General features: G+C 39.4%; 17 protein-coding genes. 10 read left to right on the forward strand and 7 right to left on the reverse strand.

All coding sequences use genetic code 11. The features are described 5' to 3' along the window. Window positions 1–8 precede the first annotated feature (8 nt). The 4 genes from rpsP to rplS all read left to right on the forward strand — a co-directional run bounded on the left by rpsP (window position 9) and on the right by rplS (window position 2,214). Window positions 9–260 carry a 30S ribosomal protein S16 gene (rpsP, locus tag SOI81_RS01605; protein ID WP_000260334.1) on the forward strand — a complete coding sequence of 84 codons (252 nt, stop codon included), beginning with the start codon at window positions 9–11 and terminating at the stop codon, window positions 258–260. 19 nt (window positions 261–279) lie between these two features. After that, a complete protein-coding gene (gene rimM, locus SOI81_RS01610; RefSeq protein ID WP_002116736.1) occupies window positions 280–828 on the forward strand; it encodes a ribosome maturation factor RimM in 549 nt (182 codons plus the stop codon). A 42-nt stretch (window positions 829–870) separates the two neighbouring features. Next, window positions 871–1,626 (forward strand): tRNA (guanosine(37)-N1)-methyltransferase TrmD, encoded by a 756-nt coding sequence (gene trmD, locus SOI81_RS01615; protein WP_239975216.1) that lies wholly within the window; start codon window positions 871–873, stop codon window positions 1,624–1,626. A 219-nt stretch (window positions 1,627–1,845) separates the two neighbouring features. Continuing rightward, window positions 1,846–2,214, forward strand: coding sequence for a 50S ribosomal protein L19 (gene rplS / locus SOI81_RS01620; protein WP_002116654.1), 369 nt, complete (start codon window positions 1,846–1,848; stop codon window positions 2,212–2,214). Between the two features lie 51 nt (window positions 2,215–2,265). Here rplS and lip read toward each other — a convergent pair whose 3' ends face one another. Both lip and SOI81_RS01630 read right to left on the reverse strand, forming a co-directional pair. Continuing rightward, entirely contained in the window at window positions 2,266–3,207 is a 942-nt protein-coding gene (lip, locus tag SOI81_RS01625; protein ID WP_239967087.1) for a lipase family alpha/beta hydrolase, read from the reverse strand. Window positions 3,208–3,322: 115 nt separating this feature from the next. Further along, window positions 3,323–4,357, reverse strand: a complete 1,035-nt coding sequence (locus SOI81_RS01630; RefSeq protein WP_320541149.1) for a lipase secretion chaperone — start codon at window positions 4,355–4,357, stop codon at window positions 3,323–3,325. Window positions 4,358–4,510: 153 nt separating this feature from the next. On the opposite strand from SOI81_RS01630, the gene truB reads away from it, so the two are divergent. The 3 genes from truB (at window position 4,511) to SOI81_RS01645 (ending at window position 6,868) form a co-directional block, all read left to right on the forward strand. Beyond that, a complete protein-coding gene (gene truB, locus SOI81_RS01635) occupies window positions 4,511–5,416 on the forward strand; it encodes a tRNA pseudouridine(55) synthase TruB (RefSeq protein ID WP_239975214.1) in 906 nt (301 codons plus the stop codon). Between the two features lie 19 nt (window positions 5,417–5,435). Then, complete coding sequence (locus SOI81_RS01640; RefSeq protein WP_004789764.1) at window positions 5,436–6,212, forward strand: sulfite exporter TauE/SafE family protein; 777 nt, start codon at window positions 5,436–5,438, stop codon at window positions 6,210–6,212. A gap of 212 nt (window positions 6,213–6,424) precedes the next feature. Continuing rightward, entirely contained in the window at window positions 6,425–6,868 is a 444-nt protein-coding gene (locus SOI81_RS01645; protein ID WP_001019905.1) for a hemerythrin domain-containing protein, read from the forward strand. A gap of 7 nt (window positions 6,869–6,875) precedes the next feature. Here the strand turns inward: SOI81_RS01645 and SOI81_RS01650 are convergent, their stop codons facing one another. From SOI81_RS01650 to serA, 3 genes are all read right to left on the reverse strand, one after another. Continuing rightward, the gene (locus SOI81_RS01650; RefSeq protein ID WP_057074897.1) at window positions 6,876–7,739 is read right to left on the reverse strand and encodes an EamA family transporter; all 864 of its coding nucleotides are present in this window, start codon (window positions 7,737–7,739) and stop codon (window positions 6,876–6,878) included. 90 nt (window positions 7,740–7,829) lie between these two features. Then, window positions 7,830–8,714, reverse strand: a complete 885-nt coding sequence (locus SOI81_RS01655) for an EamA family transporter (protein WP_320541150.1) — start codon at window positions 8,712–8,714, stop codon at window positions 7,830–7,832. Between the two features lie 98 nt (window positions 8,715–8,812). Then, complete coding sequence (serA, locus tag SOI81_RS01660) at window positions 8,813–10,045, reverse strand: phosphoglycerate dehydrogenase (protein WP_224992038.1); 1,233 nt, start codon at window positions 10,043–10,045, stop codon at window positions 8,813–8,815. 379 nt (window positions 10,046–10,424) lie between these two features. On the opposite strand from serA, the gene SOI81_RS01665 reads away from it, so the two are divergent. Continuing rightward, on the forward strand, window positions 10,425–11,834 hold the full coding sequence (locus SOI81_RS01665) for an FAD-binding oxidoreductase (RefSeq protein WP_320541151.1): 1,410 nt from the start codon (window positions 10,425–10,427) through the stop codon (window positions 11,832–11,834). A gap of 95 nt (window positions 11,835–11,929) precedes the next feature. Then, window positions 11,930–12,298: a hypothetical protein gene (locus tag SOI81_RS01670; RefSeq protein WP_016142912.1), complete on the forward strand. Its 369-nt coding sequence runs from the start codon at window positions 11,930–11,932 to the stop codon at window positions 12,296–12,298. A gap of 51 nt (window positions 12,299–12,349) precedes the next feature. Here the strand turns inward: SOI81_RS01670 and SOI81_RS01675 are convergent, their stop codons facing one another. Further along, the gene (locus SOI81_RS01675) at window positions 12,350–12,664 is read right to left on the reverse strand and encodes a putative quinol monooxygenase (RefSeq protein ID WP_016142913.1); all 315 of its coding nucleotides are present in this window, start codon (window positions 12,662–12,664) and stop codon (window positions 12,350–12,352) included. A gap of 13 nt (window positions 12,665–12,677) precedes the next feature. Beyond that, entirely contained in the window at window positions 12,678–13,265 is a 588-nt protein-coding gene (mdaB, locus tag SOI81_RS01680; RefSeq protein ID WP_224992037.1) for an NAD(P)H-dependent oxidoreductase, read from the reverse strand. Window positions 13,266–13,501: 236 nt separating this feature from the next. On the opposite strand from mdaB, the gene SOI81_RS01685 reads away from it, so the two are divergent. Beyond that, a complete protein-coding gene (locus SOI81_RS01685) occupies window positions 13,502–13,870 on the forward strand; it encodes a hypothetical protein (protein WP_224992248.1) in 369 nt (122 codons plus the stop codon). The last annotated feature ends 132 nt before the right edge of the window (window positions 13,871–14,002 follow it).

The raw sequence follows: 14,002 nt of genomic DNA on the forward strand, positions 1-14,002 counted from the left end.
CTTTTATCATGGTTGTTATTCGTTTAGCACGTGGCGGCGCAAAAAAACGTCCATTCTATCAAATCGTTGTGACTGACAGCCGCAATGCACGTGATGGTCGTTTCATCGAGCGTATCGGTTTCTTTAACCCGACTGCACAAGGTCAAGCAGAAAAACTTCGTTTAGATGCAGACCGTTTTGCTCACTGGGTTTCTCAAGGTGCTCAACCTTCTGAACGTGTTGCTTCTTTAGCTGCTCAAGCTAAAAAAGCTACTGCATAATTTTTGTAGTAGGTAGCCCATGACATCAACACAGAATGTTCCCGAAGATCGTATTCAGATTGGACAGTTACGTTCAGCTTATGGATTGAATGGGTGGCTCTGGGTGTATTCAAATACAGAACCTATGAGCAACATGTTTGACTACTTGCCTTGGTACATTGAGACCAAGGCCGGTTGGCAAACAATAGATGTAAAACGTTGGAAACCCCATGGCAAAGGCCTAGTTGTCGCGTTGAAAGGTGTGAGTGATCGCACTGGAGCGGAAAGCTTGGTTGGCGCTAATATCTGGATTGCTAAGTCTCAACTGCCAAAAGCAGATGTAGATGAGTACTACTGGTCGGATTTAAAGGGCTTAACAGTGTTAGGTCTTGATGAAGAAGAACAGGAAGTAAACTTAGGAAAAATTCATGAGTTGTTTGAAACTGGAGCCAATGATGTGATGGTGGTGCATGCTACCCCAGACAGCATTGATTCAGAAGAACGCATGATTCCTTGGCACAAAGATGTAGTACAACGTGTTGATCTTGAAGCTGGTCGTATTTACGTCAATTGGGGCGTAGATTATTAATCCTTTTAGGATTAATACAGCAGGAAAATAGAGGAGTCTGTAATGTTTTTTGCAGTCATTACGCTTTTTCCTGAAATGTTTGAAGCGATTACAGCCTACGGCATCAGCGGACGTGCGGCAAAACGAGATATTGTACAAGTCACTTGTATTAATCCTCGTGATTTTGCTGAGGGAAACTACAGAAGAGTGGATGAACGTCCATTTGGTGGTGGCCCCGGTATGGTGATGATGGCTGAGCCTTTGGCGAAAGCAATTGCACATGCCAAACAGCTTGCCTCACAAGCAGGATATGTTCATGTCCCTGTGGTGTATATGTCCCCACAAGGCAAAACCTTAAATGAAAAGGCAGTACAGCAGTTTGTCGATTATGACGGCTTAATCGTACTGTGTGGACGTTATGAGGGAGTAGATGAACGTTTGATCCAGCATTATGTTGATCAAGAATGGTCAATTGGTGATTATGTTTTATCTGGTGGTGAACTGCCCGCTATGGTGTTACTTGACAGTATTATTCGCCGTTTGCCGAATGTAATGTCAGATGAACAATCAGCAGTACAAGATTCTTTTGTAGATGGTCTTTTAGATTGTCCACAATATACAAAGCCTGACCATTTTGAAGGGCTGGATGTGCCAGAGGTATTAAAATCTGGGCATCATGGCAATATTGAAAAATGGCGTTTTTTGCAGCGATATCAACGAACTCTAGAGCGCCGACCGGAGTTGGCTGAAAAAGTTGAGTTGACTAAGCAGCAAAAGAAATGGCTAAAAGATACGCAAGAGAATGGCGGTAATTCTTAATCGTTATTCTCAAGAACGAAAGTTCTGCAATCAGACGAGAAGCAATGCTTCGAGTTAAAGCATAATTCTATTTAATGAATAGTTTTATGTATATTTAAAGGCTCTTTATAGACATATTGTCGTAAAGGGAAAGATAAACGGGTTGATATGCGCTTTAGCCTCTATCCCCAGCGGAATCTTAGACCTCTTCTGACTCCGCACATATTGGAGATTCCCACAATGAGTGGTAAACATCCTTTAGTTCAAGCTGTTGAAAATGCACAGTTAAAATCTGATATCCCTGCTTTTGCTCCTGGTGACACTGTCATCGTTCAAGTAAAAGTAAAAGAGGGTGATCGTGAACGTCTTCAAGCATTTGAAGGTGTTGTAATCGCTAAGAAAAACCGTGGTTTGAACTCTGCGTTCACAGTACGTAAAATTTCTAGCGGTGTTGGTGTTGAGCGTGTATTCCAAACTCACTCACCAGTTGTTGCTAAAATCGAAGTGAAACGTCGTGGTGACGTTCGTCGTGCTAAACTTTACTACCTTCGTGACTTGTCTGGTAAAGCTGCACGTATTCGTGAAAAATTACCAGCTCGTAAAGCGTAAGCTTATAGCGAGTAAAAAAATGCGCCTTTTGGCGCATTTTTTGTTTAAAAACTATAATCCTTGAAGTTTCAAACGGTTGGCATGTTGACGGTAAACCGAGACAGGATCGGAAGCAAAAATAGAACGTACCCCAAGTACTTGGTTCACTTCATCTAAATGATTCCAGTTGTAATCATCACGAATTGTTTTACCAAATTTGGCACTGCATCGGGAAACAAGTCCATCATTATCACCGAATGGATCGACTACTAAACTACTGCCAGTAAGTGCAATATCAAATGGATCTAATGGGTTGGTGAGAGCTTTATTTCCTGAGAAAGAATACATATAGATACCTTTCTCTTGATATGCTCCTTCACCACAAGAAGTGGTCGGTATACCCATTGGGAACTGAGCATTAAATTTTGCTGAACCTTGTGTAGATAAGCTATGAGCTCCGGCTAGAGAATCGTGCGGATAGCTTGTCGGATCTAGGCCACCTGCCCAAGTAATTGCTGCTGAAAACCAGTTTACTAACGTTGCCAGTCCAGATAGAGGAGTACCCTCAACGTTCAGGATGACATCTGCCATTGGTGAGCCCTTATGAGGTGCACCAATTGTGGTGAGTGAGGCAACTTTCTCTGGCATGATACCGGCCACATAGCGAATTGTCGGGCCCCCATGGCTATGACCGATTAAGTTGACTTTAGGTTTACCGGTAATAGCAATAATTTCTTCTACTTGTTGGGCAAGTTGTTCTCCACGCACTTCTGTTGAGTTAAAAGGGGACACCCTTGTTGCCCAGACATTTCCTCCATTACGTGCCAGATCAGGAAGAATTTGGTACCAGTAATCGAGACCAAGAGTATCTGTTCCAACTCGGTTAAAACCTGCCATACCATGGTTAAAAACCAATGGATATTTGGTTTGTGCGTAAGATGAGTAAACGAACGAGTTTTTAACTTGTTCAGCATTTGTGGCATGGGCCGCCGAAATACTCAGTCCTGAGAGCATTGCAGCGCAAAAAAACATTAACTTCCTTTTCATTTTTTACTCACTATTTTTATTTTGCATGAAAAGCAGCTTCTTACTGCTAGTGAATGTTTAGCCTATTCCTAAAAGAAAAGGCTTAATAATTAAATGGCAGTTCACCTCCCTGATCATGGACCGTTTCAAAAGTTCGAAGTCTTAATTGTTCTTGTGATGAGTTAAATTGTTGTTGGCGTAATTGTTGTATGGCTTGATTTTTACCACTATCACTCATATTGCTTTTAATAATTTCATCTCGTCCACTCAAGTAACTTGTGACTCTCTGCTGCCAAGCACTACGCTGTGTATCTAAAGTTTCTAGCCTTTGAGTTGCTTCAGCTCCGACGAGTGCTGTACGCATTTGTCTAAGTTCTTCTGCAGAACCATGACGAGATTTAATTTGTTTGGTTAGTGTATGTAAATCATCAAGTTTAGAGAGCTCTTGCAAGTTTTGTTGCCAGTCTTCTGGTAGTTGTTCAAAGCGCTCTTTGAGTTTTTGTGCCTTTTTAATTTCGCTTAAAGACGAGTCCTCAAGTATTTGCATCCGATCAAGCGTGTAGTTCTGATAGATATCTTCGGTTGAGAAAAGCCCTTCAATTTCTGTGACGGAAAAGAAACGTTTTCTTAAATCTTGAATTGAATTAAAAATCTTTTGAAAATAATTTTTATCTTGTTGTTTTGATGGAGGTGTTTGAATTTGAGCCAGTTGTTCGCGATATTTTAAGTAACGGCCCCATAAATCTATAATCTGTGAGCGGGCGGGCTCAGAATATTTTCCTTGAATAAATTTCCCAAAGTGATTTTTGATTTGCTCTAAATCATTTTCTCCATATTGGGTAATAAAATACTCAAAGCAGTCGCGTGTTTGACTATTCACGACCAAATGCTGGGAACTATCAATTTTTAACTGACAGTTCACTTCGGTATCTTGCTGACTTTTACTATGGTAAGCATCTGCATTTAGCGTTGAGTTCAAAGAGATTTGAGGCGTAGATGCTAAGCTTTTAGCTTCATCCTGATTTAGTTGAGTTGATGTATTTTTTGAATCAGGACTTAACCAATATACACATGCAATGAGGCTCAAAATAAAAAATCCGAGCACGCACCACAATACCTTCTTCTGCATTCCTTGCATAAAGATATCTTCCTTAAGTTTTAATTTTTTGTTTTTTTACTCGATCATTAATGTGCCACAAAATAAGTGAAAAGGCACCTAAATATTGTGAAAATATCTTGCCGAATTTGCTAACATGTCGGCACTTTTTTCTAGCTTTGTGTTCCAGTAAAAATGACGACAAAAAATCAAAAAATTTCTCGTCGCCATATCAGTGGTGTATTTCTATTAAATAAACCATTAGGCTTAAGTTCAAATGCGGCTTTGCAAAAAGTGCGTTGGTTATATCGCGCCCAAAAAGCAGGTCATACTGGAGCTTTAGACCCATTGGCAACAGGTTTGCTCCCGATTTGTTTGGGAGAAGCGACCAAGTTTTCACATTATTTGCTGGACTCCACAAAGCGCTATCAAACCACTGTTCGATTAGGGCAGACCACAACAACAGGTGATGTGGAAGGGGATATTTTACAAGAACGCATTGTCCCTGTTCTTAACCAAGAGCTTATTGAACAAACCTTAGAGAAATTTAGAGGTGATATTCAACAAGTTCCGCCCATGTATTCGGCTTTGAAAAAAGAAGGCAGACCCTTATATGAGCTTGCCCGAAAAGGTATTGAGATTGAGCGTGAAGCTCGCCCAGTTACAATTTATGCTTTAGAGCTCTTAGAATTTACCGAAAATACGATCACTCTGGATGTAACCTGCTCTAAAGGGACATACATCCGTGTACTCGGTGAAGATATTGGTGAGGCTCTTGGCTGTGGTGGGCATTTAACGATGCTAAACCGGACTCAAACAGGACATTTTGAGCTTATTCCGAGTTATACCATTGAATATCTGGAAAGCTTAACAGAAGAGCAAAGAGAAGCTTTGCTACTTCCAGTTTATGCTCCAGTTGACCATTTCCTAAAAATTCAAGTTCCAGAAGGACGTGAAAAATATTTTTGCAATGGTTTAGAAAGCAATATTGAGCATTCTGCAGAAGCAGAAGTTTTGGTGTTTTCGGGTGAGCGCTGTTTAGGCTTAGCTGAGATTACCGATAAAAAACGGTTGATACCTAAGCGTATCTTAAATTTGTAGTAGATGTAGAGTATAGAGCATGGGCATGGAATGGGATGTTATCCTTAGTTTGATCTTTTTTGCGTTTACTGCGGGAGCAATTGATGCTGCTGTAGGTGGCGGCGGACTCATCCAGATTCCCGGTATCATGAGTACTTTTCCGAACATGCAGACTGCAACGGTTATTGGTACAAATAAATTATCTTCAATCTTTGGTACTGCATCTGCAGCTTATACTTTTGCAAAAAGAGTAAAGTTGCAATGGAAGCTTTTAGCCGTTATTGCCATTTGTGCATTGATTAGTTCTTTTGCTGGTGCGGCTTGTTTGTCACTTATTCCCCAATCGGTATTACGTCCTTTTGTGTTTGTAATGTTGATTGTAATAGCCATCTATACCTTAATTAAAAAGAACTTTGGTCAAGTCCATACAGAGCAAAAAATTACCAACAAAATGTTAATTTTGGCTGCTATTGGTAGTTTGGCGATTGGTTTTTATGACGGTATTTTTGGGCCGGGTACTGGTAGCTTCTTTATCTTTTTCTTTATTCGTTTTTTACAAGTTGATTTTTTACATGCCTCAGCTTTGTCTAAAATTGGTAATTTTATGACGAACTTGGCTGCATTGAGTTTCTTTATTCCAACAGGTCACGCTATTTTGCATATTGGTTTGATGATGGCGGTAGCTAACGTGCTTGGTTCTATTGTTGGGGTGCGTACCGCGCTTAAATACGGTAGTGGTTTTGTCCGTATTATCTTTTTAATTTTAGTCAGTATTCTAATTTGCCGTTTGGGCTACCAAATGTTTGTTACAGGCTAAATAAGATAAAAAAGTATGAGCTGATCTTAAGGAGCAGTTCATACTTTTTATGTATCCTTCCTCATTAAAAATATAAAAATCATTACAGAAACTTACTAGAAAGAAAACTGTGTAAAAAATAGTCTCATTTTAAGCTACTTAAATAATATAAATTTCAACGTATGATAAACCTTGAAATAAAAAAGATTTTTTAGCTAAAAATGAGGAAGAGAATGAATATTTTCGAAGCATTAAGAGAAAGCCATGAAAATCAACGAAACCTTTCTGAGCAATTAATCCAGACACATGGTTTAACCGAAGAACGAAAAGAATTATTTGATGCATTAAAAAATGAACTTTATGCCCATTCAGTTGCTGAAGACCGTTATCTCTATATTCCTTTAATGTTTGATGATGTGGGTTTAGATATTACGAGACATGCTTTATCCGAACATCATGAAATGGATGAGTTGGTTGAACAGCTTGAAAAAACCGATATGAGTAGCCCTAGCTGGTTAGCAACCGCAAAACAGTTGAGTGAAAAAGTCCATCACCATTTAAAAGAAGAAGAGCATAAGTTTTTCCAGCAAGCTGGAAAAATTCTGAAAGACAGTGAAAAAGAAACGCTGGGTAATAAATATTTAAAGGAATATAAAAAGTATAAGAAGCAGCAGTAGAGCAAACCTACGCAGCTTTTCTAGTACTTCTTAAAGTAACCCCAATTGAGGCCAGCATTACACAAGCCAAAGCCACCCATTGCAGCGTGCTGATTTCTTCGTGAAGTAATAAGAAACCCGTTAATGCTGCCAATGCTGGTGCTAAACTCGTTAGAGTACCGTAAGTTAATTTATTGAGTTGTTTGAGTGCCATTAAGTCGAGTGCATAGGGAATAGCAGTCGCTAAAACCGCAATAAGTAATGCTTTACCCCAGTACTGCGTCTCAAGTAATGCAGGAGCATTATGCCAGATCCCAATTGGTAATAATGCAAGTGCAGATACGCCAATTCCAATTGTTAATGCATGCATCCCTATATTTTGAGTCACTACTTTATGGCCGAAATAAATATAGAAGGCCCAGCAAAGCCCTGCTCCTAGAGCACAAGCTGCACCTAAATACGAGAAATGGTGTTGAACTGGGTTTTGCCAAGGTACCATAAGTGCGATGCCTAACATGGCAAGCGCTACCCAAATGTAGTCACTCTTTTGTTTAATAGAAAGAAGCGCAAGGCCTAATGGACCAATAAACTCTAAGCCAACAGCAATACCTTGGGGTAATTTTCCGAGCGAAGTATAAAATAGGATATTCATTAACCCTAAAGATGCGCAGTACATCAACAAATCACGCCATTTTAAGTAGGGTAAGCGAGACCAGATTTTCCATGAACGAAACATGACGGCAACAATAACTGCTGCAAAACAGAGTCTTAAAATTGTGACAGTGAGCGGGTCTAATGTAGCAATGAGCTGCTTGGCAAATGAAGCGCTGATTTGATAAGAAACCATCGACAAAATCATATACAGCACAGCAATAATTGGAAGATTTTGCATGGAAAAACCTTAGCGCTTCATTTGATATTTAAAAAATAATAGGAGTCAATTATAACGAATACTGAGTTTTAACTGGCAACGATCATTAAATTAACTTGCCGCTTTTTCACGTTCTTGGCGAGCTTTTTGGGTGGTTATGGTACAACCAACAGAAGCGGTAATAATGGTTGCAAGTGCTAGCCATTGGTTCCATAAAAGATATTCGCCTAAAAAGATAAAACCAGATAGCGCTGCAACTGCGGGTTCTAGGCTCATCAATGTTCCAAAGCTTAAAGGCGTCAAATTGCGCAGCGCCAACATTTCTAAAGAGAACGGGAGTGCACTGGCTAAAATGGCTAAACCGATAAAATAGAAAAGATAGGGAAGTTCTATCACTTGCCCAATTGAACCTGAGAACAGAGTAATGGGTAATAAGATACATGCACCCACACTCATTCCTAAACACACCGTGTGATTTCCGGAAATACCTGAAGGTTTCTGCCCAGCAATAATATAAAGTGCCCAACAAGCGCCTGCGCTAACAGCAAATAACACCCCAATCCAATCTAGACTATGGACCTGATTGAAAGGGAAAAGTAAAATCAGCCCAATAATTGCGAAGCTCACCCAAACAAAATCATATTTTTGGCGTGCGTGGTATAACGCCACACTTAAAGGACCAATAAACTCAAAAGCAACCGCGATCCCAATTGGTAAGCGTTCAATCGACAGATAAAACAGTGCGTTCATTCCTGCAAGCGCAAATCCATAAGCCAAGATTGCTTTCCAATGAACCTGACTAAAATTAATTCGCCAAATTCTAAAAATAAAGGCAAGAATAATTGCACCTAGGCATAAGCGCATTGCGGAGACAGTGAGCACAGGAAAGTTCTGAAACAGAATTTTTGCTAAAGATGCACTGCTTTGTACGCTTAACATAGCGAGAATAAGAAAGCCCAAAGCATGCAGCTGAGATTTCTGGTTCGAACTGGACATTTTATTATTTGATCGATTGGTATACTTTTCACATGATAATGTAAATGCCCATAAAAAAGCCACAGACATTGCTGTGGCTTTTAAATTTACAGTTCGTATTAGAACAATACGCGCACGCGAATTGTACCTTCAACTTCATGCAACATATCTAAAGCTTCGTGAGAAGCAGAAGCGTCAACGTCCATGACGAGGTAACCGATGTCGCCTTTAGTCATAAGTGACTGACCAGAAATGTTGATGCCTTGTTCAGCAAACAAGTTGTTGATTTTAGACAATACACCTGGCACGTTTTTGTGGATGTGCAATAAACGGTGTTGGCCAGCTGTCAATGGCAATGCGATTTCTGGGAAGTTAACCGCAGAAAGTGTCATACCTTTATCAGAGTAAGCAACAAATTTCTCTGCAACTTCTAAACCGATGTTTGCTTGCGCTTCCATGGTTGAACCACCAACGTGAGGAGTTAAAATCACGTTGTCTAAGCCGCGAAGTGGAGACTGGAATTCTTCACCGTTTGCTTTTGGCTCTTTCGGGAATACGTCAACTGCTGCACCAGCAATATGACCAGATTTGATTGCATCAGCTAAATCTTCAATCACTACACATGTACCACGTGCAGCATTTAAGAAAATCGCGCCTTCTTTCATTTTCGCAAATTGTTCTTTAGTGAAGAAGTTGCGTGTAGACGGAACATCTGGCACATGTAAAGTCACAACATCTGCAGTTGCTAAAAGCTCATCTAAAGAACCAACTTGGCGAGCATTACCCATTGGTAATTTAGTTACTGCATCATAATAAATGACATGCATACCCATGCTTTCAGCAAGAACTGAAAGTTGAGAACCGATGGAACCATAACCCACAATACCTAAAGTTTTGCCACGAGTTTCAAAAGAACCGACAGCAGACTTGTCCCAACCACCACGATGACAAGCCGCCGATTTTTCAGGAACACGGCGAAGAAGAAGAATCGTTTGGGCAAGTACAAGCTCTGCAACCGAACGCGTATTTGAATACGGTGCGTTAAATACAGGAATACCACGTGCCATTGCTGCTTTAAGATCAACTTGGTTTGTTCCGATACAGAAACAACCTACTGCGATCAATTTATTTGCAGCTTCGAAAACTTCTTCAGTCAATTGGGTACGCGAACGAATACCAATAAAGTGAGCATCTTTAATTGCTTCTTTAAGCGCTTCGCCTTCAAGAGCAGTTTTACGATAGTCAATATTGGTGTAACCCGCAGCGTTTAAAGTATCGACTGCGTTTTGGTGAACGCCTTCTAACAAAAGGAAACGGATTTTATCTTTAGGTAGTGAAAGATGTTGGCTCATTACGGCTCCGCTACAAAGGCCAAATTTGGTGGCGGTATAATAACATACTGGGCAGCGCTATAGATATTTCGTTTATACCATCGCCTTATGGCAATTTTATCTATGTCTAATCACTTCTGTTTATGGCTTGTCGAGCATTTAAAAATATGCTTTGGTTGTTATTTAAATGCAATTTTTCTCTGAAAGCCCCATAGAAAGTATTTATTTACGTTAAACATGTTTTGTAGTGACAGTATCTCTATTCTGAACTTTATCGCTTGCGCGGATACATGTAGAATATAGGAGTTCCTTGAACATTATGGCTTTGCTCAAGTGAGAACCTTGAGGAATATGAGGTCATAGTCCCACCACAGTTTACTTCTTGCTAGGTCTGCAAACGATGAATGCTCCAGTCGCTTTAACACCTGAGTTACTCACCCAATTAACAGCAATCGTTGGTGAAAACCGTATTAAAACCGATGCTGATAGTCTCGAAAACTGGGGTAAAGATCATACCAAGCATTTTAATCCGAACCCATCGGTCATCGTTTTTCCATCAACGACTGAACAAGTTCAGGCAGTTGTAAAGCTTGCGAACCAATTTAATATCGCGATTACACCGTCAGGTGGTCGTACTGGTCTCTCTGCTGGTGCGGTAGCAACCAATGGTGAAATTGTCATTAGCATGGACAAAATGAACCAAATTCTTGAGTTCTTCCCGGCAGATCGTATGGTTCGAGTGCAAGCTGGTGTTGTGACTGAGCAATTGCAGAATTATGCAGAAGAACAAGGCATGTATTATCCAGTGGACTTTGCGTCAGCAGGTTCTAGCCAGATTGGCGGTAATATCGGTACTAATGCCGGTGGTATTAAAGTTATTAAATATGGCATGACACGTAACTGGGTGCTTGGCTTAACCGTAGTGACTGGTAAAGGCGATATTCTACGTTTAAACAAAGGCATGGTTAAAAATGCAACTGGTTATGCATTACAGCATTTGTTTATTGGTGGGGAAGGTACATTAGGTTTAGTGACTGAAGCAGAAATTAAACTTGAGCGTCAACCACAAAACTTACAAGTATTAGTTTTAGGTGTTCCTGATTTTGATGCAGTAATGCCTGTACTACATGCGTTCCAAAAAGATATCGATTTAACTGCCTTTGAGTTCTTTGGTGAACTTGCAATGCAAAAAGTTTTAAATAATGGTCATGTACAACGTCCATTCGAAACTGAATGCCCGTTCTATGTATTGCTTGAGTTTGAAGCACCATACGAGCCGATTATCGATAAAGCAATGGAGATTTTCGAGCATTGCATGGAGCAAGGTTGGGTACTTGATGGTGTAATGAGCCAGAGTCTTGACCAAGTAGAAAGTTTATGGCGTTTACGTGAAGATATTTCTGAATCTATCGCGCCGTTTATTCCATACAAAAATGATATTTCAGTGTTAATTACTTACGTGCCAGCATTTATTCGTGAGATTGATGCAATTGTTCAAGAAAACTATCCAGACTTTGAAATTTGCTGGTTTGGTCATATCGGTGACGGTAACTTGCACTTAAATATTTTAAAACCTGAAAACTTAACCAAAGATGAGTTCTTTGCGAAGTGTCAGGTGGTGAATAAATATGTGTTTGATACCGTGAAAAAATACGATGGTTCTATCTCTGCTGAACATGGTGTAGGCATGACGAAAAAGCCGTATTTGGAATACTCGCGTTCGCCTGAAGAAATTGAATATATGAAGGCATTGAAAAAAGTATTTGACCCAAATGGTTTGATGAATCCGGGTAAATTATTTGATCTTTAAGTTAGATCTATTTTGTAGAGCTACATAGTTTCTACAGAGTAACCGACAAAGCCATAGCATCATAAAGCTATGGCTTTTGTTTTTTGGTGATAAAAATGCAACGTTTATTTTTAATTTCAGCGCTTTGTGCGGGACTTTTTACTGGCTGTGCGACCACCAGTAAATTAATTCCTTTTGTGGCTTCTGAAACCCCAATGCAACAAGTACTTAAAGCTCAACCAGAGATCGTAAAAGAGCATAACAATACCTCAGTTCAGCAAGTATTTAACCGCGTAGAATCTCCAACAGTTTCCCGTATTACCGTGATTCAAACTGGTTTAATGGATGATTCTGTTTCTGCAATCCGAACAGAATATTCATTTAAATTGATTGATGAAAAGTGGCAATTACAAAATAAACAAAAGAGCTATCAATGCGCGAGAGGGAAAGGCTCTAGAGGCTTTCAAACGCAGCTTTGTTCTTAAAAATAAAAAAGACGATAAATATATCGTCTTTTTTTTTATGGACTAAATAAATTATACGCCGCTTTCTAATATTTTAATTTTGACATCAACAACATCATCTTTAACTGCTGCGTGATGTGCTTGCATATGCGGGGTAGCTAAATGTGCTTCAAGGTGAGCCACACTTTCCCATTTTTCCAACATGACAATTGTGTCAGGTTCTTGAGTCTGGAAGCTCGCATTTGACTTGTGATCAACTAAAGGTTCATAACCATGGCAACCATCTTCTGCTAAAACAGTGGGAATGATTTTTTGAAAGGCATCCAATACATTCTGGCGATGTTGTCCGCCCGATTGAGTACGAATTTCCGCAATAATGGTTAGCATGGATTTCTCCTTATTAGGCTGCTGCAAATACAGTATTTAAGTGTGCTTTATATTCTTCAATATAACTATCAACGTCAGGCATTTTAATCACGTCGTTTACAATAAAGGTAGGTAATGTAGTCATGCCTAAGAATTGATTGGCCTTATGAAATGGTAAATAAACGCCGTCTACCCCTATGCCATGGAAGAACTGATCTGCATCGTCAAATGCTTCCATCGGTGCATTCCAGGTGAGTGATAGCATATATTTTTTGTCATGGATTAAACCACCTGAACCATATTTTTTTGAGGCATCGGAACGGCTACGACCATCACTTGCATAAAGGGAACCATGGCCTGTGGTAAACACATCATCAATATATTTTTTGACTGTCCAAGGTGCACCCATCCACCAGCCTGGCATTTGATAGATAACGACATCTGCCCACAAGTATTTTTCAACTTCACTTTCAGCATCATAATTGCTGTCTGCACGGGTGACTTGAACTTCGTGTCCGAGTTCCGTGAGGTGTGTAGTTGCGAGGGTGGTTAATGTGTCATTTAATTCACCGTTTGAATGGGCAAATTGTTTAGCGCCATTAATCACTAAAATCTTACTCATGGAGGTTGCTCTCATTAAATTCCTGTATTTGAGACATACTCTATGAGATTTACTGTTGTAGAAAAATGCATGAATTGGAAAAATATTATTGATTAAAAATCAACAATTATTAAGATTTTTCTTTTTAAAAACTTCCTATCTCATTCATATCACTCATCTTATGGATGTTTACAAAGTTCAAAGGAAAAAACAGCTTATTCGTTTTAGCATTAATTCTGAGTAAATAGAGGGGAAGGATAATGAAAAAAAATTGTTTGTTGATTATTTTCAGCTTAGGCATATTAACGGCTTGTGTTCCGCCTCAAAATTCTTCGACTCAACTTGCTGATAGTCCGATACAGGCCGTATTACTTGATCAACCAGATCTTTTAAATGATGCAAGCAATTTAGATATTTCGCAGCAAATGAATGCTGCAGATGATCCTTCCAATGCGCAAGTTACTATTTTACAAACAGAGCCTAGTCCAGATGCTGTCTCGAAAACACGTACTGAATATTTATTAAAACGAGATCAGCAAGTTTGGAAAATTGTGAATAAAAAGCAAAGCTATCAATGTACAAAAGGGGAGGAAACCACAGACTTTCAAGTTAATCCTTGTCCTTAATGTTTAATTTTTTATCGAAAATGTGGATAACTTTGATTTTGTACACAACAGAGATTTTTAGTTTTTTTAGGGCAAAAACTGAAATTTGAATTTCTTGAAATTGCATGATTGCTGATCAATTTAAAAAATGCT

Source organism: Acinetobacter pittii, from assembly GCF_034067285.1.
GTDB classification, from domain to species: domain Bacteria; phylum Pseudomonadota; class Gammaproteobacteria; order Pseudomonadales; family Moraxellaceae; genus Acinetobacter; species Acinetobacter pittii_E.

Bases quoted from the DNA above. Each gene is read 5' to 3' on its own strand.
- SOI81_RS01675 (WP_016142913.1), bottom strand. From the start codon at position 12,664: ATGCTAACCATTATTGCGGAAATTCGTACTCAATCGGGCGGACAACAT.
- serA (WP_224992038.1), bottom strand. From the start codon at position 10,045: ATGAGCCAACATCTTTCACTACCTAAAGATAAAATCCGTTTCCTTTTG.
- SOI81_RS01670 (WP_016142912.1), top strand. From the start codon at position 11,930: ATGCAACGTTTATTTTTAATTTCAGCGCTTTGTGCGGGACTTTTTACT.
- trmD (WP_239975216.1), top strand. From the start codon at position 871: ATGTTTTTTGCAGTCATTACGCTTTTTCCTGAAATGTTTGAAGCGATT.
- SOI81_RS01645 (WP_001019905.1), top strand. From the start codon at position 6,425: ATGAATATTTTCGAAGCATTAAGAGAAAGCCATGAAAATCAACGAAAC.
- rplS (WP_002116654.1), top strand. From the start codon at position 1,846: ATGAGTGGTAAACATCCTTTAGTTCAAGCTGTTGAAAATGCACAGTTA.
- mdaB (WP_224992037.1), bottom strand. From the start codon at position 13,265: ATGAGTAAGATTTTAGTGATTAATGGCGCTAAACAATTTGCCCATTCA.
- SOI81_RS01665 (WP_320541151.1), top strand. From the start codon at position 10,425: ATGAATGCTCCAGTCGCTTTAACACCTGAGTTACTCACCCAATTAACA.
- SOI81_RS01640 (WP_004789764.1), top strand. From the start codon at position 5,436: ATGGGCATGGAATGGGATGTTATCCTTAGTTTGATCTTTTTTGCGTTT.
- truB (WP_239975214.1), top strand. From the start codon at position 4,511: ATGACGACAAAAAATCAAAAAATTTCTCGTCGCCATATCAGTGGTGTA.
- SOI81_RS01655 (WP_320541150.1), bottom strand. From the start codon at position 8,714: ATGTCCAGTTCGAACCAGAAATCTCAGCTGCATGCTTTGGGCTTTCTT.
- rimM (WP_002116736.1), top strand. From the start codon at position 280: ATGACATCAACACAGAATGTTCCCGAAGATCGTATTCAGATTGGACAG.
- SOI81_RS01630 (WP_320541149.1), bottom strand. From the start codon at position 4,357: ATGCAAGGAATGCAGAAGAAGGTATTGTGGTGCGTGCTCGGATTTTTT.
- rpsP (WP_000260334.1), top strand. From the start codon at position 9: ATGGTTGTTATTCGTTTAGCACGTGGCGGCGCAAAAAAACGTCCATTC.
- lip (WP_239967087.1), bottom strand. From the start codon at position 3,207: ATGCTCTCAGGACTGAGTATTTCGGCGGCCCATGCCACAAATGCTGAA.
- SOI81_RS01650 (WP_057074897.1), bottom strand. From the start codon at position 7,739: ATGCAAAATCTTCCAATTATTGCTGTGCTGTATATGATTTTGTCGATG.